This is a genomic window from Nonomuraea fastidiosa (genome assembly GCF_042751225.1).
Classification (GTDB): domain Bacteria; phylum Actinomycetota; class Actinomycetes; order Streptosporangiales; family Streptosporangiaceae; genus Nonomuraea; species Nonomuraea fastidiosa.
Window position 1 is genome coordinate 6,577,210 of the sequence record NZ_CP170570.1, and the last position, 19,181, is coordinate 6,596,390.

Consider the following 19,181-nt stretch of genomic DNA (forward strand, 5'->3'; position numbering starts at 1 on the left):
CGCCGTCCTCCACTCCTAGCGTGAGCGCCGTGATCAGTTTGCAGGGCTTGACCAAACGCTACGGCGACCGCCTCGCCGTGGACGATCTGACGCTGGAGCTGCGGCCGGGCAAGGTGACGGGCTTCCTCGGCCCGAACGGCGCGGGCAAATCCACCACCATGCGCCTGGTGCTCGGCCTCGACCGGCCCACCGCGGGCACCGCGCTCGTCTGCGGCCTGCCGTATCACCGCATGGAAAACCCGCTGCGCACGGTCGGGGCGCTGCTCGACGCGCGCGCCGTGCACCCGGGCCGCAGCGGGCACGCCCACCTGACGGCGCTGGCCCGCAGCAACGGCATCCCGGTGCGGCGGGTGGGAACGCCGGGGACCTCGCCGACCGGCTGCGCGCGGCCGGGCTCGCCGTCGAGCGCCTCGGGGAGAACGAGCTGGAGGTCACCGGCGCCACCGTCGAACGCGTCGGCGACCTCGCGTACGAGGCCGGTGTCCGCCTGCACGAGCTGCGTACCAGGCATGCCTCACTCGAGCAGGTCTACCAGGAGCTGACCTCCGGCAGCGTCGAGTACGGAGCGGGCGTATGAGCCGGATCGCACCTTCGACGCCGGCGCGCGTCGTGACGCGGGCCCTGCCGCAGGCCGTCGCCGCGGAATGGGTGAAGGCGTGGTCGGTCAGGTCCACCTGGTGGTGCCTGGCCTGCGCGGTCGTGCTCGGCGTCCTCGCCGCCGCCACGCTGGCCGGCGCGAACGCCACCGACGCCGTACGCGAGGGCGGCGCAGTGCGCATCCCGGCCAGCGAGGCCGTGGTGTCGGCCACCTCGTTGCTGTCGCTCGACGCGTTCGGGCACCTCGTCGTGCTGCCGCCCGGCGAGGTCGCGCTCGACCTGCTCCGCACGGGCGTCTACTTCGCGCTCGTCGGCGTCATGACCGTGGGCGCCGGGGTCGCGATGCGCAGCGCGGCGGGCACGCTCTCCGTGGTGTTCATGCTGCTCATGGGGCTGCCGCTGCTGCTCAGCATGACCGGCACCGGGCTCGCGGTCGAGGCGTCCCTGCGCATGCCGATGTTCGCCGAGCTGGCGTTCATGGACAGCGCCGACGACCTGACCGGAGGGCCGATCCCGTACTCGGCGGGGGAAGGGCTGGCCTGGCTGCTCGCCTGGACGGCGGCGGCCATGGCGGCGGGCCTGACCGTCCTGCACCGGCGCGACGCGTGACCCCTCCCGCGTCCGGCGCCGGCTGTGGGAGGGAACCTGCGCCCGGTGCCGGCTCCGGGAGGGAACCCGCGCCCGGAGCCGAGACGGGAGCCGTGTCCGGTGCTGGGGCGTCTGGTCCGGTCGCAGGCGGCGGCGCGGTGCTGCTCGCGGTGTCCATCCTGCTGCTCCTGGCCATGGCCGCGCTCGAACGCCGCCTGGCCACGTACTTCCTGGGCCCAGGACCCCAGGAGCTGATGCGGGCCCGCATCGCCGAGCTGACCGCCACCCGTTCCGGCATCGTCGAGGCAGTGGACGATGAGCGCCGCCGGATCGAGCGGGACCTGCACGACGGCGTGCAGCAGCGCGGCGTCGCCCTGGCCATGCTGCTCGGCCGCGCCCGGCACGCCCGCGACCACGACCGCATGGCCGAGCTGGTCGCCCAGGCGTACACCGAGTCGCGTCGCCTCCTCGACGAGCTGCGCAGCGTCGCCTGGCGCGTCTACCCGACCGCGCTCGACGAGCTGGGCCTGCGCGCCACGCTGCCGAAGGCGCCGCCGTGCGCGTGATACTCGCCGACGACTCCGTGCTGCTGCGCGAGGGCCTGACCCGGCTGCTCGACGACGCGGGCCACGAGGTGGTGGCCGCCGTCGGCGACGCGCCCGCGCTGCTCGACGCCGTCGAGCGTCACCGGCCCGAGGTGGCGGTCATCGACGTGCGCATGCCGCCGGGGCACAAGGACGACGGCCTGCGGGCGGCCCTGGAGATCCGCGAGCGGCTGCCGGAGGTCGGGGCGCTCGTCCTGTCCCAGTACGTCGAGCAGCACTACGCCGCCCGCCTCCTGGCCGGTCCCGCGGAAGGGCTCGGCTACCTGCTGAAGGACCGGGTCTCGGAGGTGGCCGAGTTCCTCGACTCGCTCGAACGCGTCCGCGCCGGCGGCACCGTACTCGACCCCGAGGTGGTGCGCCGGCTGATGGCCCGCGCCGCCCGTACGGACCCGCTGAGCACGCTCAGCCCCCGCGAGAGCGAGGTGCTGCGCCTGCTCGCCGAGGGCTTCGTCAACGCCGCCATCGCCGAACGCCTGCACGTCTCGCTCAGCACCGTGGAGAAGCACGTCAACGCCATCATGGAGAAGCTCGACCTGCCCCGCGACCCCGGCTACAGCCGCCGCGTGCTGGCGATCCTGCGCTACCTCGACGCCTGACCTCGATCCAGCGCCCGGACCGGCGTGGCGGCGACGGGGCATCTCATCGGCCTGACCATCGGGCTCAGAGGGCTGCCCGCAACAGCGCTCAGAACGCGGTGTGGCCGAGCCAGTGCCGCAGCAGCGCCAGGTCACCGCCCACCCGGCGAGGCGGCACCCGCCGCGCGAGCACCAGCATGCACTCGGCCACCGGACCCGACACCACCACGTCGGCCTCCGTATCGGACCGCTCCCACCGGGGCCCGCCGGGCGTCCTGGTGATCAGCCAGCCGGGCATGCCGTCCGCCCGCACCGCCAGCCGCTCGCCCCGGCCGCGCAGCGCGGCCAGCTCCGGCTTGAACGCCTCCACCCCCGGCGCCGTCACGAGCTCCAGGGCCTCGGTGATCACGTCGGCGGCCAGGTCGTCGGCGATCGCGTAGGCCACGCCCGTGGTGGTCGCCGCGTCGTGATGATGTACGGCGGTCTCGCAGAACATCCGGCGCAGCCAGAAGGCAGGCGGCACCGCACCCGTGAACGACCAGACGGGCGCGTCCGGCGCCGCCGACCGTACGGCCGCGATCAGCTCCTCTGCCCCGTCCCGCAGCCACGCACCCCACGCGGCGGGCGAGCCCGGCAGGCCGTCATGCGGATCGGGGACGGGCAGCGGCGCACGCGTCGCCCGGGCCTGCCCGTTGCTCGGTGGGTCATCGAGTGGGTCGGGGAGAGGCGGCGATGCGCTGGCCGCGCGGGCCTGCCCACTGTCCGGCAGACAGTCTGCAGGGTGGGAGAGGGGCGGCGGTGTGCTCGCCGCGCGGATCAGGCCGGCCGCCCAGCGGGTGGCCTGTCCCACGTGTCCGACCAGGTCGCGCAGCCGCCACTGCGGGCAGGCCGGCACCTTCGCCTCCGGGTCGCCGCCCGCGACGGCGCGGCCGAACGCCGCCGTCTGCTCCCGCAGCCCTTCCACCAGCCGGTCCGGCTCCAGGGTCGTCATGGTCTCCACCCACTCCTCGCTTCGTTGGCCGAGATCGCCGGTAGCGTAGGAACTCCACCCGGGTGGAGGTTCAAGTGCCGTTTCGCGACGAGACGCTCGCCATCGGCGACCTGGCCAGGCTCACCGGCGTGCCCGTGCGGACCATCCGCTTCTACTGCGACGAGGGCGTGATCGCGTCCGTGCGCAGCGCGGGCGGCCACCGCAGGTTCGACCGGGCGGCCGTCGAGCGGCTCACCCTGGTCAGGCGGCTGCGCGGGCTCGGGCTCGGGCTGAGCGCGATCGGCGCGGTACTGGAGGGCGAGACCACGCTGGCGCGGGCGGTGGCGGACGAGCGCGCCGCCCTCGACGTACGGCTGCGCGAGCTGGCCTGGCGACGCGCCCGGCTGCGGGCCATCGAGGAGGCCGGGCCCGCCGCCGAGCAGGCGGCCAGGCTCGCCCTGCTGGCCGCCGTCGAGGACGCCGAGGCCGCGCGCGAGCGGCTGGTCGCTTTCTGGCGGCTGCAAATGGTCCTGCCGGTCTCCGACGAGCTGTTCCGCTCGTTCGCCGCCATGGCCGCCCCGCCGCCTCCGGCCGATCCGGCTCCTGCACAGGTCGTCGCGTACGCCGAACTCGTCGCCCTCGTCGGCGATTGCTCGCTGACGCGCGTCCTGCGCGCGAGGGCACGGGAGAACGCCCGCGCCATCACCGACGAGAACGAGCTGATGCACGGCGTCGCCGAGGCCGTCGCCCTGGCACAGCCGCTGGTCGCGGCGGGCGAGCCACCCGGGGCGGGGCCGGAGCTCGACCGGTTCGTGGCCGCCCACGCCGGTGTACGCCGCCGCGCCGACACCCCGGAGTTCCGGCGCGAACTGCTCGGCGTCCTCGCGGCCGACCACGACCCCCGCGTGCGCCGCTACTGGCGGCTGGTGGGCGAGGTCAGCGGCACGTCCGTGACGGTCGGCCACACGATCACCTGGCTCAGCGACGCGCTGGCGCACTCGCTCGCCGCGCCGGGCGCAGGACACGGGAAGGCCGCGCCTAAAGGCCGGTGCCGGTCCTGACGGCCCCGCTCTCAGGTGTCGCGGCACTCCTGGGGAGCGGGCCTGGTCTCGGGCGGTGCGGGCCGCAAGCGCGTCTCAGGCGTCCTGGCCGGTTTTGACGGCTGGGGCGGCCTTTTCGACGACCCTGCGGGGCGGGCTTGCGCGGCGGGCGGTGAGTACGAGGAGGGCGGCGAGCAGGAGCCAGCCGCACGTCATGGCGATCAGCCAAGGCCAGCCCGCGTGCCCGTACACGATGGCGCCCGCAGTGCCGCCCGCGCCGCTGCCCAGGTAGTAGCAGAGGGTGTAGATGCCGGCGGCGCGGCCACGGGCGCGCGGGGGAGCGTCGGCGGTGACCCAGGCGTTGGCGATGGCGTGCGCCGCGAAGAACCCGGCCGTCAGGACCGCGAAACCGGTGACGATGACGGCTAGTGAGGAGTGGGCGGTCAGCACCGAGCCCGCCGCCGTCACGCCCAGGGCGGCCACCAGCGCGGCCGTCCTGCCCAGGCAGGCCGTCAGCCGTCCGGCGGCGGCCGAGGACATCGTGCCCATCGCGTACGACAAGAACACCAGCGATGCGGCGGCCGGGCTGAGCGAGATGGGCGGCGCGGCCAGCCGGAACCCGGCCGCGTTGTAGACGGCCACGAACGCCCCCATGGCCAGCCCTCCGACCGCGACGGGCACCCCCAGCACCGCCCACGTGCGCCCCGCAGCCTCAGGCCCAGCCGCGGTTCCGGCTTCGGCCTCGGTGCCGGCCCTGGCTCTCGCCCCGTTCCCGGTCTTGGTCGTCTCGGTCGCGCTTCCATCGGGCAGGGTGGCGGCGGCGAACCCCGCGCAAATCAGAGCCACTGCTGCGACGGCGAACTGCGAACCCTGCCAGCCCAGCGGTCCGGCGGCGAAGCCCGCGCCCAGCCGTCCCAGCATGCCGCCCACGGAGTTGCCCGCGATCATCGCGCCGACCGCGCCCGCCAGCCGGCTCGTGCCGAGCTGGTCGGCCAGGTAGGCCGCCGCCACTCCGGCGAACCCAGCGATCGCCACCCCCTGCGCCGCCCGCAGCACCAGCAGCACAGGGAACGACGGCGCGAGCGGCAGCAGCAGCCCGAGCAGCGCCGGCACCAGCACCGCCCACAGGATGACCCGCCGCCGCCCCACGCGGCCTGCCAGCCAGGCCAGCGGCAGCACCGCGACGGCGAGCGACCCGGTGGCCACGCCGACCGCGAGGGACGCGCTGCCGGGATCCAGCCCGTACGCGGCCGCAAGCTGGGGCAGCACCGGTTGCGGCGAGTACAGCAGGGCGAAGGACGACAGGCCCGCCGCGGCGACGGCCGCGCTGACCCGCCGGGTGTCATCAGGGGAGGAACCACGCAAAACCGCCACGCTCAGCACGCTAGGTCGGCGGGAACAATACGTCCAATACGGAGATAGCTGATAATTCATGCTGTGACGTATGAATCCGACGACAGGTTGGCCGCCCGGCTCGCCCCGTCGCTCGCCCTGCTGGCCGCCGTCGGCGAGACCGGCCACGTGACCCGCGCCGCCGAGCTCCTCGGCATCCCCCAGCCCACCGCGAGCCGCCGCCTGGCCGTGCTCGGCGAACTGGTCGGCGCCCCGCTCACGCTCCCGTCGGGCCGTGGCATCCGCCTCACCCGGGCGGGGCGTACGCTGGCCGCCGCATCAAGCCGCGCCCTGACCGCCGTGACCGCCGCCGTCCGTGAGGTCCGCGAGGAAATCGACCCCGCCACCGGCCGTATCGTCCTCGGGTTCCTGCACCTGCTCGGCCGTACGCTGGTGCCCTCGCTCATCGGCGCGTTCCGCGAGCGCAACCCCGGCGTACGCTTCAGCCTGGCGCAGGGCTCGCGCCAGGACATGCTGCGGGCGCTCCGCGACGGCGAGATCGACCTGGTGTTCGTCGCCCCCATGCCGCTCGACGACCCCGACCTCGTCAGCCATCCGATCGCCGACCAGGAGCTGGTGCTGTCGGTGCCGCCCACGCACCGCCTGGCCGCCAGGAAGCGGGTGCGGGCGGCCGAGCTGGCGGGGGAGGAGCTGGTGACGCTCGAACCCGGATACGGGCTGCGGCAGATCACCGACGACCTGTGCGCCGCGGCCGGGTTCGAGCCGCGCATCGCGTTCGAGGGGCAGGAGTCGGAGACCGTACGCGGGCTGGTGGCCGCCGGGCTCGGCGTCGCCGTACTGCCGCACGCCGACCAGCCGCCCGCCGGGGGCGTCATCGAGATCCCCCTGTCGCCGCCGCTGTTCCGGACCATCGGCATGAGCTGGCGCGCCGGCGACGGCCTCACCCCGGCCGCCCGCGCCTTCCGCGACCACGCCCTGTCCGCCCTTCCGCTGCATACCCCTGGCTTCCGCCCGCCCAGGACGCCCACACCGGGTGCGGGTGAGTGAGTGCTGGGGGAGGCGGGGCCTGTGCGGCTGAGGACGGCCGGAGGCCGCGCGTGTGTGGGGCAGAGCTGCGGGAGACTGGGGCGCATGGGACAGCAGGACGGGGACGCGGGAGTGCCGGGGTCGCTGGCGCGGGTGCTCGCGGAGGTGCGGGACGAGCGAGTGGCGCAGGACGAGCGGTGGGGCATGCAGGTGCTGCCCGACGGGACCGGCGGTCATGGCACGGTGGCGGCGGCCGATGCGGCACGCGATGAGACGGAGACGGCGGCGCGGGCCGGCGGGCTGACGTGGCGGCACATCCTGGCCGAGGAGGTGATGGAGGCGTTCGCCGAGGAGGATCCGCAGCGGCTGCGCAGGGAGCTGATCCAGGTCGCGGCGGTCGCGGTGAAGTGGGTGCAGGCGCTCGACAGGCGGCCTGCGGGGGATCGGCCAGGCGCGCGTGACCGGACAGCCGTCAGGCGGCCTGAAGGCGATCAGCCGGGTCCGGGCGATCAGGAGGTGGAGCGGCTCCCCGGAGACGATCAGCCGGGTCCGCGCGACCAGACGGTGACGGCGAACGGCCGGGGCGGTGCCGCGTAGACCTCCTCGCTGAGCCGGGTCAGCGTGCCGCAGACGTCCAGATACCCGTGCAGCCGGTTCGCCTCCGGCCACGGATGCACCGCCACCAGCACCCCGTCCGGCGCGAGCAGCGCGCTGAGCTGCTCGGACGCGCGGCGCAGCCGTTCGTGGCGGCCCAGGTAGTACAGGGTCTCGGAGCAGAACACCAGGTCGTAGCGGGGCTCGGGGCGGTGGGTGAGGATGTCGGCCTGGATGAAGCGGACCCGCCCGCCCTCCGGCACGCGCGCCCGGGCGCGGGCCAGCGCCCGTTCGGAGACGTCCACCCCGGTGATCTCCGCGTCGGGGTACGCTGCGGCGAGCGTCCCGGTGAACACGCCCTCGGCGCAGCCCACCTCGATGATGCGCCGGTACGGCCTGGGCGGCAGGTGCGTGAGCGTCACCCGGTACTTCTGCTGCTCGTAGCCGTCGGTCGCCAGCCTCCACGGGTCGGGCGTCCGGTGCCGCCACTCGAAGTAGCCGCGCAGGACGAGGCCCTGTCCCTTGGGGGAGAGCAGGGACAGGGCGCGGAAGAACGTGCGGTGCAGGCGGTCAGGCAGACTCGGCATGCGGCCTCTCTCGGTCGGGACCTCCACGGCCGGTCGGTCCGGGACTTGAGGTGAAGTCGTCGCCGGATGGAGATTCCCGGGAACCGAGCGGGCAACGCCTGGTCAAAGCCACATGGGTCGCGATATTTCCGCAATCGCGGGCGTCTATGCCATGGCGTCGCGCAGCTCCCGCTTGAGCACCTTGCCGGAGGCGTTCTTCGGCAGCGCGTCCACGAACACCACCCGCTTGGGCGTCTTGAACGGCGCGAGCCGCCCCCGCAGGAACCCGATCAGCTCGCCGGCGGTCAGCTCAGAGCCCTGCCGCAGCACCACCGCGGCCGTCACCGCCTCGATCCACTTCTCGTCGGGCACCCCGAACACGGCCGCCTCGGCCACCGCCGGATGCTGGTAGATGGCCTCCTCGACCTCGCGGCTGGCGACGTTCTCGCCGCCCGTCTTGATCATGTCCTTCTTCCTGTCGACCACCGACAGGTAGCCGTCGGCGTCCATGACCCCGAGGTCGCCGCTGTGGAACCAGCCGCCGCGGAACGCCTCGGCGGTCTTGTCCGGGTCGTTCCAGTAGCCGAGCATGGCGTGCGGGCTGCGGTGCACGATCTCGCCCACCGTGCCGGGCGGCACCGGCCGGTCGGCGTCGTCGACGATCCTGGTCTCGACGTTCAGCGCCGGCCGCCCGGCCGAGCCGAGGCGGGTCAGCTGCTTCTCGGGGCGCAGGATGGTCGCCACCGGAGCCATCTCCGTCTGCCCGTAGAAGTTGAACAGCCGCACGTCCGGCAGCCGCGCGGCGATCTCCTTCAGCACCTCGACCGGCATGATCGAGGCGCCGTAGTAGCCCTTGCGCAGCGAGGACAGGTCGCGGCGGTCGAAGTCGGGGTGGCGCAGCAGCGAGATCCACACCGTGGGCGGGCAGAACAGCTTGGTCGCGCGCTCGCCCTCGATCGTGGCCAGGATGACCGCGGGGCTCGCGCCGGGCAGCACGATGTTGGTGGCGCCCAGGTAGATGCCGGGCGTCAGGAAGCAGTGGAGCTGCGCGCAGTGGTAGAGGGGCAGGGCGTGCACCTCGACGTCGTCGTGGCTCATCTCGCCGTCCACCATGCAGGTGACGTACTGGGAGATGAGGCTCCTGCTGGACAGCACGGCGCCCTTGGGGCGGGACTCGGTGCCGCTGGTGTACATGATCTGGATCGGGTCGTCGTCGGCGATCTCCACGGCGGGCTCGGAGTCGTCGTCGTGGGACGACCAGGCGCTGAACGGTTCCCACCCGTCCTGCTCGGCCCCGATGACCCCGCGTACGGTCACCCGCTCGTTCACGGCCTCCCGCGCGACCGGCAGCAGCGCCTCCTCGGCCAGGATCCCGGTCGCGCCGGAGTGTTCGAGGATGTACGCCACCTCCTCGGCCCCCAGCATGAAGTTGACCGGCACGGAGATCGCGCCCAGCCGCGCCAGGGCGAAGTAGGCGACGACGAAGGCGTGGTTGTTGTGGCTGAAGACGGCGAACCTGTCGCCCTTGCGCACCCCGCGCGCGGCCAGCGCGTTGGCCGTCCTGTTCACCATGAGGTCCAGGTCGGCGTAACTCTGGCGCAGATCGCCGAAGACGATCGCGGTCTTGGCGGGATGGCGGGCGGCCGAGCGCCGCAGGAGGTCACCGATGGTGTGCTGACGGGTCATATGGGGGGCACCCTTCAGTCGCAGAGCGATGTTCGGGCGATCCTAACCCGTGAACAGCGCCGCGAGCCGCCGGTAGGAGTCGAGTCTCCGGTCCAGATCGTAGGTGTTCATGGTGATCAGCACCTCGTCCGCGCCGCTCGCCTGCACCAGTGAGCCCAGCGCGACCGCGACCTCACGCTCGGTGCCGTGGATCTGCCCCTTCAGCGACTGCTCCAGGTAGGAGCGCTCCCGCTCGGTCATCTCCATCGCGGCGATCTCCTCGGCCGGGATGAGCGGCGGGAACGAGCCGCTGGTGCGCGATCGCGCGGTCGCCCACGCCTCGGGGAGCTGCAGCAGCGCCGCCTCCTCCGTGGTCGCGCCGACCGCCACGTTCACCGCGATCATCACGTACGGCCGCGCCGCCCACGCCGACGGCCGGAACCCGGCACGGTAGCGGGCCACCGCGTCCAGCATCCGCGAGCCCGCCCCGATCACCATGGGCAGCCCGTGCGCGGCCGCGATCTCCGCGCCCGCCCCCATGGCCAGCACGAACACCTGCGGCCGCAGCCCCTCGGCGGGCAGCGCGTGCACGCCGGGATAGGCGGTCTGGCCGCCGGTGAAGAAGCCGAGCAGTTCGTCGAGCTGCTCGCCGAAGCGGTCGGCGTCGTCCTTGCCATGCCCGAGCGCCCTGCGGATGCCGCCGGTGAACCCCACGGAGCGCCCCAGCCCCATGTCCACCCGGCCGGGATACAGCGACTCCAGCACGCCGAACTGCTCGGCCACCACCAGCGGCCGGTGGTTGGGCAGCATCACGCCGCCGGTGCCCACCCGGATGCGGGAGGTCGCCGCGGCCACGGCCGCCGCCAGTACGGTCGGCGCCGAGCCCGCCACGCCGGGCACGCTGTGGTGCTCCGACACCCAGAACCGGTGATAGCCCAGGTCCTCGGCCTGCCGGGCGAAGCGCACGGTCTCGCGCAGCGCCTCGGCGGGCGTGGAGCCCCGGCGGACGAGCGAGCGGTCAAGGATCGAGTACAACGAGCCGGTCACGTCCCAGTGCAACGCCCCCGGCTCCCGGATCAATCCACCGGGTCGCCCGGGACGCCCTCGTAGTAGGCCAGCACCCGCTCGGCGAGCCCGGCGTCCAGGCGCAGCTTCGTGCCGTCCACCTCGCCGACCGGCATCACGCCCCACGAGTTGCACAGGAACACCAGGTCGAAGTCCGCCAGGTCGGGCACCCGCAGCGGGCGGCGCTCCTGCGGCACCTCCATCCGCTCAAGCAGCCGCATGGTGATGCCGTGCAGCTTCGGCGCGTCCGGCCAGATCAGCCTGCTGCTGGCGAAGCCGCCCAGGTTCGTGATCGCGCCCTCGCTGATCAGGCCGTCCTCGGTGGTCAGCAGCGCCTCGTCGAAGCCGGCACGGTTCACCGTACGCAGGATGTGCGGCTGCTGGAAGCCCGACGCCTGCTTGATGTGCGCCAGGTAGCGCTGGTAGACGACCGGGGTGACGCGCAGCGGGCCGGGCAGCGGCGGATGCGGCGGGGCCGTCGTGGCGATGACCCGCGGCCTGCCCGCCACCTCGACCTCGTAGACCCGTACGCTCGCGTCCTGCGCGTCGCCCAGCGCCGCCCGGATCGTGGCCAGCACCACCTCGCGGCCGGGACCGGCGCCGAACAGCTCCTTCCCGGCCTGCTCGAGACGGTCGAAGTGCAGCTCCAGGCCGCGCACCCGGCGGCCGGCGACCTGCATGGCGGTGAAGTGGCCGTAGCGGGCCTCCAGGCCGAGCAGCGCCTCGTCGCCGAGCGGCTCGCCCTCCATCGCGGCGCGCCGGACCATCGGCCGCCCCCTTTCCGTTTCGCGATCACCGTACGGTGCACCACCGTACGGCCTCACTTCCGGTAGAGCGCGACCGCCCATGCCACCGGCCGGTTGGTGGCGGCTCCCCACAGCCCCACCCGCACCCGGACCTTCACCTTCTGCCCCTTGCGCACGGTGAACGCGTCCGCGCCCAGCGAGCGCGCACCGCACCCGGTGAGGGAGCGCGACTCGACGCCGTCGATCCAGTACTTGAACCACAGCCGATCGCCCAGGTCGCCCGAGCAGTCCCGCTCGATGGTGTAGCGGCCGGGAGCGGTGACCGTGGTCTCGTAGGACCCGTCGCCCGGCCACGTGCCGGTGAACCCCTTGATCCGCTTCGCGCCGTCGAGGCGGTCGGGCAGCGTGACGGGGCGCGGCTTGACGGGGCGCTCCGGCGGCGTCCAGTCGTAGACCGCCACCTTCCAGCGGCCCCCGCGCGGCCGCTCGGGCGTGCACGGCCCGTGCTCCGTCCTGCGCACGCAGGCGGGACCGGTCGTGTCGAAGGTGACCGTCACCTCTCCGGCGCCCGCGGGCACCTCCAGGGGGCGCAGCTGCATGCCGGGGCCCGCGCAGGCGATTCCGGGCGACTCCACCGGCCGCCCGTTCACGAGCACCTCAGGGGCGATCGCGAACGGATCCCTGCCGCACATGACGGCCGCCTCCAAAGGACGCCCGGTGCTCGTGACCGTGATCGTCGTCTTCTCGCCCCGGGCGTCCACCGTGGCCTCCTCCAGCCGCCGGTACGCCGTGCCGTCGGGCGAGACGTAGTACGCGGGCAGCTCAGCCCCGCCGTCGTCGACCCGCGGCACGGACGCCGCGTCCCGCCCGCCCGGCTGGAGCGCGCCCGTGACCGCCACCGAGGCGAGCACGGTCACCGCGGTCGCGGCCCCCGCCAACGTCACCGTGGCGACCGTGCGCCGCCGCCTGACCCGCCGCACCCGCTCGCGGACCTGCTCGGACCGGTACGGGTTCGCCGGCGCCGGACCCTCCGCCCGCTCGCGCAGGACGTCACGGAGATCCTCCACGCTCATCGGTATGACTCCTTCATGATCGACTCGTCCACGCGCAGCTTGGCCAGGGCCTTGGCGGTCTGGCTCTTGACCGTGCCCTCACCGCAGCCCAGCAGCCTGGCCACCTCGCTCACCGGCAGGTCCTCGTAGAAGCGCAGCACGATCACCGCGCGCTGCCTGGCGGGCAGGCGGCCCACCGCCCGCCACACCTCCTCGCGCCCTGAGTCGCCTCGATCCTCGACGGGCTGTTCGGGCAGGGCGTCGCTGGGCAGCTCCCTGCGCCAGCGCCGCCGCCACCAGGAGGTGTACGTGGTCACCAGCACCTTGCGCACGTACGCCTCGGGCTCATCGATGCCCGGCCAGGCGAACCACGCCTTGGCCAGCGACTCCTGCAGCAGGTCCTCGGCGACGCCCCAGTCCCGGGTCAGCAGGTACGCGGTACGTAACAGCCGATCCGTGCGCGATGCCACGAAATCATCGAATATCGCCCTGTCTGCCACCTTGATATGCCTTCCGCCGCCCTTGCCGGTCGCCGGTACAGACGCATCGTCCGCCGACCCGGGTTGCCCGGGAAACGCGGACGGCTCAGGTGAGTTCTGCGCGGGCCGCCCGGAGGCGTGGAGGGCTCACGTGGAGTCGGCGCGGCCTGAGGCGCGGACGGCTCAGGTGGATTCGGCGCGCAGCACGGTGTACGGGGCCAGCTCGCCGAGCCCGCGCACCGACAGCCGGTTCACCTCGCGCAGCCGGAACGCGCGATCGCCCTCCAGCTCCTCGGCGAGCTGCGGGTCGGCGAGGATGCTGCCGGGCAGCGCCAGCGCGGTCAGCCTGCTGGCGAGGTTGACGGTGGTGCCGAACACGTCGCCCATGCGCCAGATGACCGGCCCCGACGCCAGGCCCACCCGCAGCTCGGGCATGTCGCGGCCGCGCGCGTGCGTCTCCACCAGCTTCAGCGCGATCTCGGCCGCGACGTGCGCCTTCTCGGAGACGAACAGCACCGAGTCGCCCAGCGTCTTGACCACCCGGCCGCCGGTGGAGGTCACGATGTCGGCCGAGCGCCCCTCGAACCTGTCGATGAGTTTCGCCAGCTCGGCGGCGGTGATCTGCCGGCTCAGCCGGGTGAAGGCCACCAGGTCGGCGAAGCCGACCGACAGGCGTACGGCGCTCATGTCCTGCTCGGCGATGCGCCCCGCGGCGGCGGCGAGCTGGCGCTGCCAGGCGTAGACGAGCAGGCGCGCGAGGTCGGGCACCACCCGCTCGGCCCGCCGCCGCCACGCCCTGGGCCGCTCGGCCAGCGGCACGCCCGCCCGGTCCAGCGCCTCCGCGCCCAGCTCGGCCTGGGACTCGGCGAGCCGAGCCGTGGCCTGGCCGAGCGCGCGGGCCGTCAGCAGCACATGCTCCTCGTCGTAGACGCCGGAGGTGACCATGCCCAGCAGCGTCTTGAGCGCCTCGACGTCGGAATCGGTGAACTCGATCGCGTCGTCGGGCACGTTGGGGAACCCGAGGGCACGCCAAAAGCGCCGCGCGCGATAGACCGGCACGCCCGCCATCTCGGCGACCTGGTGACTGGTGTATCGGCGCGGCTCGCGCAGAAAAGCCTCAGTCAGCCGGTCCCGGTCCACGCGCGCCACCTGGGCAAGATAACACCCTTGTGGGCCAGATCACTCCAGGAGTGCTCGCAGGGCGCTTGTCTCGCTTTCCTTTACATAAGGTGCGTAGTAGTCGTACATCGCCCTGCGTGACAGGCGGGCCGCCAGCGGGCCGTCGCCCGCCCTGATGGCCTCGATGACCTCCTCATGGTGCTGGATGCTGCGCCGCATCAGCGCCTGCCGGTCGTCGGCGGCGTCGATGCGGGCGGAGATCTGCCGCAGCACGATCTGGCGTACCACGTCGGTGCAGATCTGAATGAGCTTGTTGCCGCTCGCGGCGACCACCGCGTCGTGGAAGGCCACATCGGCCCGGCCGAACGCCTCGGTGTCGGCCGCGCCCGGCTCCGTGCCCGCCGCCGCGCGCATCGCCTCCACCGCCTTGTTCATCTCGGCGAGCTGCTCCTCGGTGCGCAGCCGCGCCGCCAGCAGGATCGCCGCGGAGTCGAGCACCATCCTGAACTGCACCAGCTCGCCCAGCGACAGTTGCTCCACGCGGGCCAGCGTGGTCATCGACTTGTGCAGCGCGGCGGGTGAGAACGGCAGCACCTCCGCGCCATGGGGGTCGCCGGGCCGCGAACGCACCAGCCCGCGGGCCTGCAGCACGCGCAGCGCCTCGCGTACGGTGGAGCGGCCGACCGCGAGCTGCACCATCAGCTCGCGCTCGCTGGGCAGCCGCTCGCCCGGGGACAGGGCGCCGCTCTCGATCGCCTCTTCGATCTGCTCGACGACCCGCTCGTAGGCGCGCACCGCGCGTACGGGCTCAAAGCGCGGACCACCCAATGTAAGCCCCCTTGACCCGAGCCGTCTTGAACTGGCAATGTGCGTAGCCTACTGGTCAGACCAGTGCACTAGCCAGGAGGCTGTAAGACATGAGGCGAATCGGGATCTGGCTCGCCGCGGGCGGCCTCCTGCTGGCCACCGCCGCGTGTGGCGGAGGCGGTGGCGGTGGCGGCGGCGGTGACACAGGGGGCTCTGCGGCCCAGTCGCTGTCGGTCGGGTTCGTGGCCGAGCCGGCCAACCTCGACTTCACCTCCACCGAGGGCGCCGCCATCCCGCAGGCGCTGCTCGTCAACGTCTACGAGGGACTGGTCAAGCTCGACCAGGACGGCAAGATCGTGCCGCTGCTCGCCGAGAAGTGGGACGTCTCCGACGACCGCAAGACTTACACCTTCACCCTCCGCAAGGGCGTGAAGTTCTCCAGCGGCGCGCCGTTCACCGCCGACGACGTCGTCTTCTCGCTCGACCGCGTCAAGACCGACTGGAAACTCAAGATCAAGTCGCAGCTCGACGTGATCGACGACGTGGAGAAGAAGGACGACAGCACCGCCGTCGTCACGCTCAAGCGGCCGAGCAACGGCTTCCTCTACGCCATGGCCACCAGGCTCGGCGCGATGTTCAGCCGCACCGGCGTGGACGACCTGGCCAACAAGCCCGTCGGCACCGGCCCGTACGTGCTGGGCGCCTGGCGGCGCGGCGACTCCATCAGGCTCGACGCCAACCCCTCCTACTGGGGCACCAAGCCGGCCCTGTCGTCCATCACCTTGAAGTACTTCAAGGACGCCACGGCGATGAACAACGCGCTGCTGACCGGCGGCATCGACGTCATCTCCAGCGTGCAGGCGCCCGAGTCGCTGCAGCAGTTCGCCGACCCCAACCGGTTCGAGACCGTCGAGGGCACCACCAACGGCGAGGTCGTGCTGTCGATGAACAACGGCCGGCCGCCGTTCGACGACAAGAAGGTCAGGCAGGCCGTCCGGCACGCCATCGACCACAAGGCGCTGCTCGACACCGCCTGGGCCGGGCGCGGCCAGCTCATCGGCTCGATGGTGCCGCCCACCGACCCCTGGTACGAGGACCGCACCGGCGACTACCCGTACGACCCGGCCAAGGCCAAGCAGCTCCTGGGCGGCAAGACGTACAACGTCAAGATGCGCATCCCCAACCTGCCGTACGCGGTCAGCAGCGCGCAGGTCGTCAAGTCGCAGCTCGCCCAGGTCGGCATCAACGCCGAGATCGAGCCGCTGGAGTTCCCCGCGCGCTGGCTCGACCAGGTGTTCACCAAGGGCGACTACGACCTGTCGATCATCAACCACGTCGAACCCCGCGACATGGGCATATTTGCCGACAAGTCGTACTACTTCCGGTACGACAATCCGGAGTTCGGCAAGCTGCTCGCCTCCGCCGACGAGGGCACCGAGCAGCAGCAGATCGACGACCTCAAGAAGGCCGCCAAGCTGCTGTCCGACGACGCCGCCGCGGACTTCCTCTTCCTCTTCCCCAACCTGATCGTGGCGAAGAAGGGCGTCACCGGGCTGCCGAAGAACGCCATCTCCGAGTCCTTCGACTTCACCGCACTCTCCCGGCAACAGTGACGCTCTACCTGCTCAAACGCCTGGCGGTGCTCATCGCGAGCACCGCCGCGGCCGCCGTGGTGGTCTTCGCGTTCATGGCGCTGCTGCCCGGCGACCCCGCCGAGATCGCGCTCGGTGTCAACGCCACCCCCGAGGCGGTCGCCGAGCTGCGCCGCCAGTTCGGCACCGACCGGCCGCCGCTCACCCAGTTCCTCGACTGGGCGGGCGGCCTGCTCCAAGGGGACTTCGGCATCTCGTACGTGACCAGCTCGCCCATCGGCCCGCAGATCTCCGACCGGCTCGGCGTCACCGCCGTGCTCGTGCTCGGCGGCATGGTCGTGGCGCTGGTGCTGGCGGTGCCCGCCGGCACGTTCGCCGCCGTGCACCACCGCAACCCGCTCGGCGCCGCCATCAGCGCGTTCAGCCAGGTCGGCATCGCCGTCCCCGCGTTCCTCGCCGGCATCCTGCTGGTGTTCGTCTTCGCGGTGCAGGCGCAGGCGCTGCCGTCCGGCGGCTACGTGCCGATCTCGGAGAGCCCGGGAGAGTGGCTGCGGAGCCTGCTGCTGCCGTGGCTGTCGCTCGGCCTCGTCCAGGGTGCCGTGCTCACCCGGTACGTGCGCAGCGCCGTGCTCGACGTCATGCGCGAGGACTACCTGCGCACCGCCAGGGCCAAGGGCCGCGGCGCCACCGGAGCGCTGTGGCGGCACGGCCTGCGCAACGCCTCCATCCCCGTCGTCACCGTGCTCGGCCTGCAGCTCGCCACGCTGCTCATCGGCGCGGTCGTCGTCGAACGCGTCTTCGTCATCCCCGGGCTCGGCGACCTGCTGCTCAACGGGGTCGCCGGGCGCGACCTGCTGCTCGTCCAAGGCGTGGTGATGGTGCTGGTGGCCGCCGTCCTGCTGATCAACTTCGTGGTGGACGTCGCCTACCACCTGCTCGATCCGAGGCTGCGATGAGAGGCAGGCTGAACGCCGGGCTCCTGGTCGGCGGCACGCTCGTCGGGCTCGTCACGCTCGCCGCGCTCGTGTCGTTCTTCTGGACCCCGCACGACCCGACCCTCGTCGACGCCGCGCAGAAGCTGCGCGAGCCCGGCGGCGGCTACCTGCTGGGCGCCGACAAGTTCGGCCGCGACACCTTCAGCCAGCTCATGGTGGGCGCCCGCACCACCCTGTACGTCGGCATCGTCGCGGTCGGCATCGCCGCCGCGCTCGGCATCCCGCTCGGCATGATCGCCGGGATGACGCCCCGCGGCTGGCTGTCGGAGCTCATCATGCGGGTCAACGACCTCGTCTTCGCCTTCCCCGCGCTGCTGCTCGCCGTCATGCTGGGCGCCGTCTACGGCCCCGGCACGCTCACCGCGATGATCGCGATCGGCGTGGCCACGGTCCCGGCGTTCGCCCGGGTGGCCCGCGCCGCCACGCTCCAGGTCATGGTGACCGACTACGTGCTGGCCGCCAGGGCGGCGGGCCGCCGCAGGCCCGCCATCGCGCTGCGCCACGTGCTGCCCAACATCGGCTCCGTGCTCATCGTGCAGGCGTCGGTGTCGTTCGCCATCGCGATCCTCGCCGAGGCGGCGCTGTCGTTCCTCGGCTTCGGCACCCGGCCGCCCACCCCGTCGTGGGGGCGCATGCTGCAGGAGTCGCAGGAGCTGCTGTTCTCCACCCCGCGCCTGGCCCTGTGGCCCGGCCTCGCCATCGCACTCGCCGTGCTCGGCTTCAACCTGCTCGGCGACGGCCTGCGCGACTTCCTCGACCCCAAGCTCAGGAGGATCCGTGCTGAGCGTTGATGGGCTCACCGTCCGCACCGGCGACGTCGAGCTCGTCCACGACGTGTCGTTCGGCATCGCGCCCGGCGAACGGGTCGGGCTGATCGGCGAGTCCGGGTCCGGCAAGTCGCTGACCGCGCTGTCGCTCATGGGCCTGCTGCCCGAGGGCGTCACCGCCTCGGGCAGGGCGAGGCTCGGCGAGCACGACCTGGTGGGCGTGCCCGAGAGCCGGCTCAAGCGGCTGCGCGGGCGCGAGCTGTCCATGGTCTTCCAGGAGCCCATGACCGCGCTCAACCCGCTCATGCGGATCGGCGCCCAGGTCGCCGAGGTCATGACGCTGCACGGCAGGCCGCGCGACGAGGCCCGCGCGCGGGCGGTCGAGCTGCTGGACAAGGTGCGCCTGCCCGAGCCCGCCCAGATCGCCCGCTCGTACCCGCACCAGCTCTCCGGCGGCCAGCGCCAGCGCGTCATGCTCGCCATCGCCCTGGCCAACGACCCCTCGCTGCTCATCTGCGACGAGCCCACCACCGCGCTCGACGTCACCGTGCAGAAGCAAATGCTGGAGCTGATCGCCGAGGTCGCGCCCGCCCTGCTGTTCATCACCCACGACCTCGCCGTCGTCGCCTCCGTCTGCGAGCGCGTCATCGTCATGTACGGCGGCCGCGTCGTCGAGTCGGGCCCGCTGCGCGAGGTCTTCGCCCGGCCCCGCCACCGCTACACGCAGGGCCTGCTGGCCGCCTCCAAGCTCACCCCGCGCGGCACCCGCCTGCCCACCATCGCGGGCAGCGTGCCGCCAGCCGGGCGCTTCCCCGCCGGCTGCGTGTTCAGAAACCGCTGCCCGCACGCCACCCCCCAGTGCGAGACGGCGCCGGACCTCACGGGCGACGGCCACGCGTACGCGTGCTGGCACCCCGCAGAAGAGCACGCGGACGACCCCGCGGCAGACCCCGCACAAGACCGCGCGGACCACTGACGGG

20 protein-coding genes and 1 pseudogene are annotated in these 19,181 nt (G+C 72.9%); 11 read left to right on the plus strand and 10 right to left on the minus strand.

The window, feature by feature from the left end:
* Window positions 1-29 precede the first annotated feature (29 nt).
* The 4 genes and pseudogenes from ACFMQL_RS30140 (at window position 30) to ACFMQL_RS30155 (ending at window position 2,386) form a co-directional block, all read left to right on the plus strand.
* Window positions 30-577: pseudogene (locus ACFMQL_RS30140) on the plus strand (ATP-binding cassette domain-containing protein).
* Window positions 574-1,206: a hypothetical protein gene (locus ACFMQL_RS30145; RefSeq protein ID WP_378788142.1), complete on the plus strand. Its 633-nt coding sequence runs from the start codon at window positions 574-576 to the stop codon at window positions 1,204-1,206. Before ACFMQL_RS30140 ends, ACFMQL_RS30145 begins: the two are co-directional and overlap by 4 nt.
* Window positions 1,207-1,298: 92 nt before the next feature.
* The gene (locus tag ACFMQL_RS30150; protein ID WP_364053574.1) at window positions 1,299-1,751 is read left to right on the plus strand and encodes a histidine kinase; all 453 of its coding nucleotides are present in this window, start codon (window positions 1,299-1,301) and stop codon (window positions 1,749-1,751) included.
* Complete coding sequence (locus ACFMQL_RS30155) at window positions 1,742-2,386, plus strand: LuxR C-terminal-related transcriptional regulator (RefSeq protein WP_378788144.1); 645 nt, start codon at window positions 1,742-1,744, stop codon at window positions 2,384-2,386. The genes ACFMQL_RS30150 and ACFMQL_RS30155 overlap by 10 nt, the downstream gene beginning before the upstream one ends.
* Window positions 2,387-2,474: 88 nt before the next feature.
* On the opposite strand, the gene ACFMQL_RS30160 is transcribed toward ACFMQL_RS30155, so the two are convergent.
* A complete protein-coding gene (locus ACFMQL_RS30160; protein WP_378788145.1) occupies window positions 2,475-3,356 on the minus strand; it encodes a maleylpyruvate isomerase family mycothiol-dependent enzyme in 882 nt (293 codons plus the stop codon).
* A gap of 74 nt (window positions 3,357-3,430) precedes the next feature.
* On the opposite strand from ACFMQL_RS30160, the gene ACFMQL_RS30165 reads away from it, so the two are divergent.
* Complete coding sequence (locus tag ACFMQL_RS30165) at window positions 3,431-4,396, plus strand: MerR family transcriptional regulator (RefSeq protein WP_378788147.1); 966 nt, start codon at window positions 3,431-3,433, stop codon at window positions 4,394-4,396.
* A 75-nt stretch (window positions 4,397-4,471) separates the two neighbouring features.
* Here the strand turns inward: ACFMQL_RS30165 and ACFMQL_RS30170 are convergent, their stop codons facing one another.
* Window positions 4,472-5,749, minus strand: coding sequence for an MFS transporter (locus ACFMQL_RS30170; RefSeq protein WP_378788148.1), 1,278 nt, complete (start codon window positions 5,747-5,749; stop codon window positions 4,472-4,474).
* A 63-nt stretch (window positions 5,750-5,812) separates the two neighbouring features.
* Here ACFMQL_RS30170 and ACFMQL_RS30175 point away from each other — a divergent pair, with 63 nt between their 5' ends.
* Window positions 5,813-6,775, plus strand: coding sequence for a LysR substrate-binding domain-containing protein (locus ACFMQL_RS30175; RefSeq protein ID WP_378788150.1), 963 nt, complete (start codon window positions 5,813-5,815; stop codon window positions 6,773-6,775).
* 84 nt (window positions 6,776-6,859) lie between these two features.
* Entirely contained in the window at window positions 6,860-7,351 is a 492-nt protein-coding gene (locus ACFMQL_RS30180; RefSeq protein WP_364053556.1) for a hypothetical protein, read from the plus strand.
* Here ACFMQL_RS30180 and ACFMQL_RS30185 read toward each other — a convergent pair.
* From ACFMQL_RS30185 to ACFMQL_RS30220, 8 genes are all read right to left on the minus strand, one after another.
* Window positions 7,294-7,935 carry an SAM-dependent methyltransferase gene (locus ACFMQL_RS30185; RefSeq protein ID WP_364053553.1) on the minus strand — a complete coding sequence of 214 codons (642 nt, stop codon included), beginning with the start codon at window positions 7,933-7,935 and terminating at the stop codon, window positions 7,294-7,296. The genes ACFMQL_RS30180 and ACFMQL_RS30185 overlap by 58 nt on opposite strands.
* A gap of 144 nt (window positions 7,936-8,079) precedes the next feature.
* Window positions 8,080-9,600 carry an acyl-CoA synthetase gene (locus ACFMQL_RS30190; RefSeq protein ID WP_378788152.1) on the minus strand — a complete coding sequence of 507 codons (1,521 nt, stop codon included), beginning with the start codon at window positions 9,598-9,600 and terminating at the stop codon, window positions 8,080-8,082.
* Window positions 9,601-9,642: 42 nt separating this feature from the next.
* Window positions 9,643-10,626, minus strand: a complete 984-nt coding sequence (locus tag ACFMQL_RS30195; protein ID WP_364053547.1) for an LLM class flavin-dependent oxidoreductase — start codon at window positions 10,624-10,626, stop codon at window positions 9,643-9,645.
* Between the two features lie 29 nt (window positions 10,627-10,655).
* Complete coding sequence (locus ACFMQL_RS30200; RefSeq protein ID WP_378788154.1) at window positions 10,656-11,411, minus strand: aminotransferase class IV; 756 nt, start codon at window positions 11,409-11,411, stop codon at window positions 10,656-10,658.
* 53 nt (window positions 11,412-11,464) lie between these two features.
* Window positions 11,465-12,463 (minus strand): hypothetical protein, encoded by a 999-nt coding sequence (locus tag ACFMQL_RS30205; RefSeq protein WP_378788156.1) that lies wholly within the window; start codon window positions 12,461-12,463, stop codon window positions 11,465-11,467.
* Window positions 12,460-12,942, minus strand: coding sequence for a SigE family RNA polymerase sigma factor (locus tag ACFMQL_RS30210; protein WP_364053538.1), 483 nt, complete (start codon window positions 12,940-12,942; stop codon window positions 12,460-12,462). The genes ACFMQL_RS30205 and ACFMQL_RS30210 overlap by 4 nt, the downstream gene beginning before the upstream one ends.
* Before the next feature lie 162 nt (window positions 12,943-13,104).
* The gene (locus ACFMQL_RS30215; protein ID WP_378788158.1) at window positions 13,105-14,070 is read right to left on the minus strand and encodes an adenylate/guanylate cyclase domain-containing protein; all 966 of its coding nucleotides are present in this window, start codon (window positions 14,068-14,070) and stop codon (window positions 13,105-13,107) included.
* Between the two features lie 30 nt (window positions 14,071-14,100).
* Window positions 14,101-14,868, minus strand: a complete 768-nt coding sequence (locus ACFMQL_RS30220; protein WP_364053532.1) for a FadR/GntR family transcriptional regulator — start codon at window positions 14,866-14,868, stop codon at window positions 14,101-14,103.
* Between the two features lie 89 nt (window positions 14,869-14,957).
* Between ACFMQL_RS30220 and ACFMQL_RS30225 the strand changes: the two genes are divergently transcribed.
* Genes ACFMQL_RS30225 through ACFMQL_RS30240 form a run of 4 tightly spaced genes read left to right on the plus strand, consistent with a single transcriptional unit; the run spans window position 14,958 to window position 19,177 of the window.
* Window positions 14,958-16,460: an ABC transporter substrate-binding protein gene (locus ACFMQL_RS30225; protein ID WP_378788160.1), complete on the plus strand. Its 1,503-nt coding sequence runs from the start codon at window positions 14,958-14,960 to the stop codon at window positions 16,458-16,460.
* Window positions 16,457-17,395, plus strand: coding sequence for an ABC transporter permease (locus ACFMQL_RS30230; RefSeq protein ID WP_364053526.1), 939 nt, complete (start codon window positions 16,457-16,459; stop codon window positions 17,393-17,395). The genes ACFMQL_RS30225 and ACFMQL_RS30230 overlap by 4 nt, the downstream gene beginning before the upstream one ends.
* Window positions 17,392-18,225 (plus strand): ABC transporter permease, encoded by an 834-nt coding sequence (locus ACFMQL_RS30235; protein WP_364053523.1) that lies wholly within the window; start codon window positions 17,392-17,394, stop codon window positions 18,223-18,225. Before ACFMQL_RS30230 ends, ACFMQL_RS30235 begins: the two co-directional genes overlap by 4 nt.
* Window positions 18,212-19,177 (plus strand): ABC transporter ATP-binding protein, encoded by a 966-nt coding sequence (locus ACFMQL_RS30240; protein ID WP_364053520.1) that lies wholly within the window; start codon window positions 18,212-18,214, stop codon window positions 19,175-19,177. The genes ACFMQL_RS30235 and ACFMQL_RS30240 overlap by 14 nt, the downstream gene beginning before the upstream one ends.
* Window positions 19,178-19,181 lie beyond the last annotated feature (4 nt).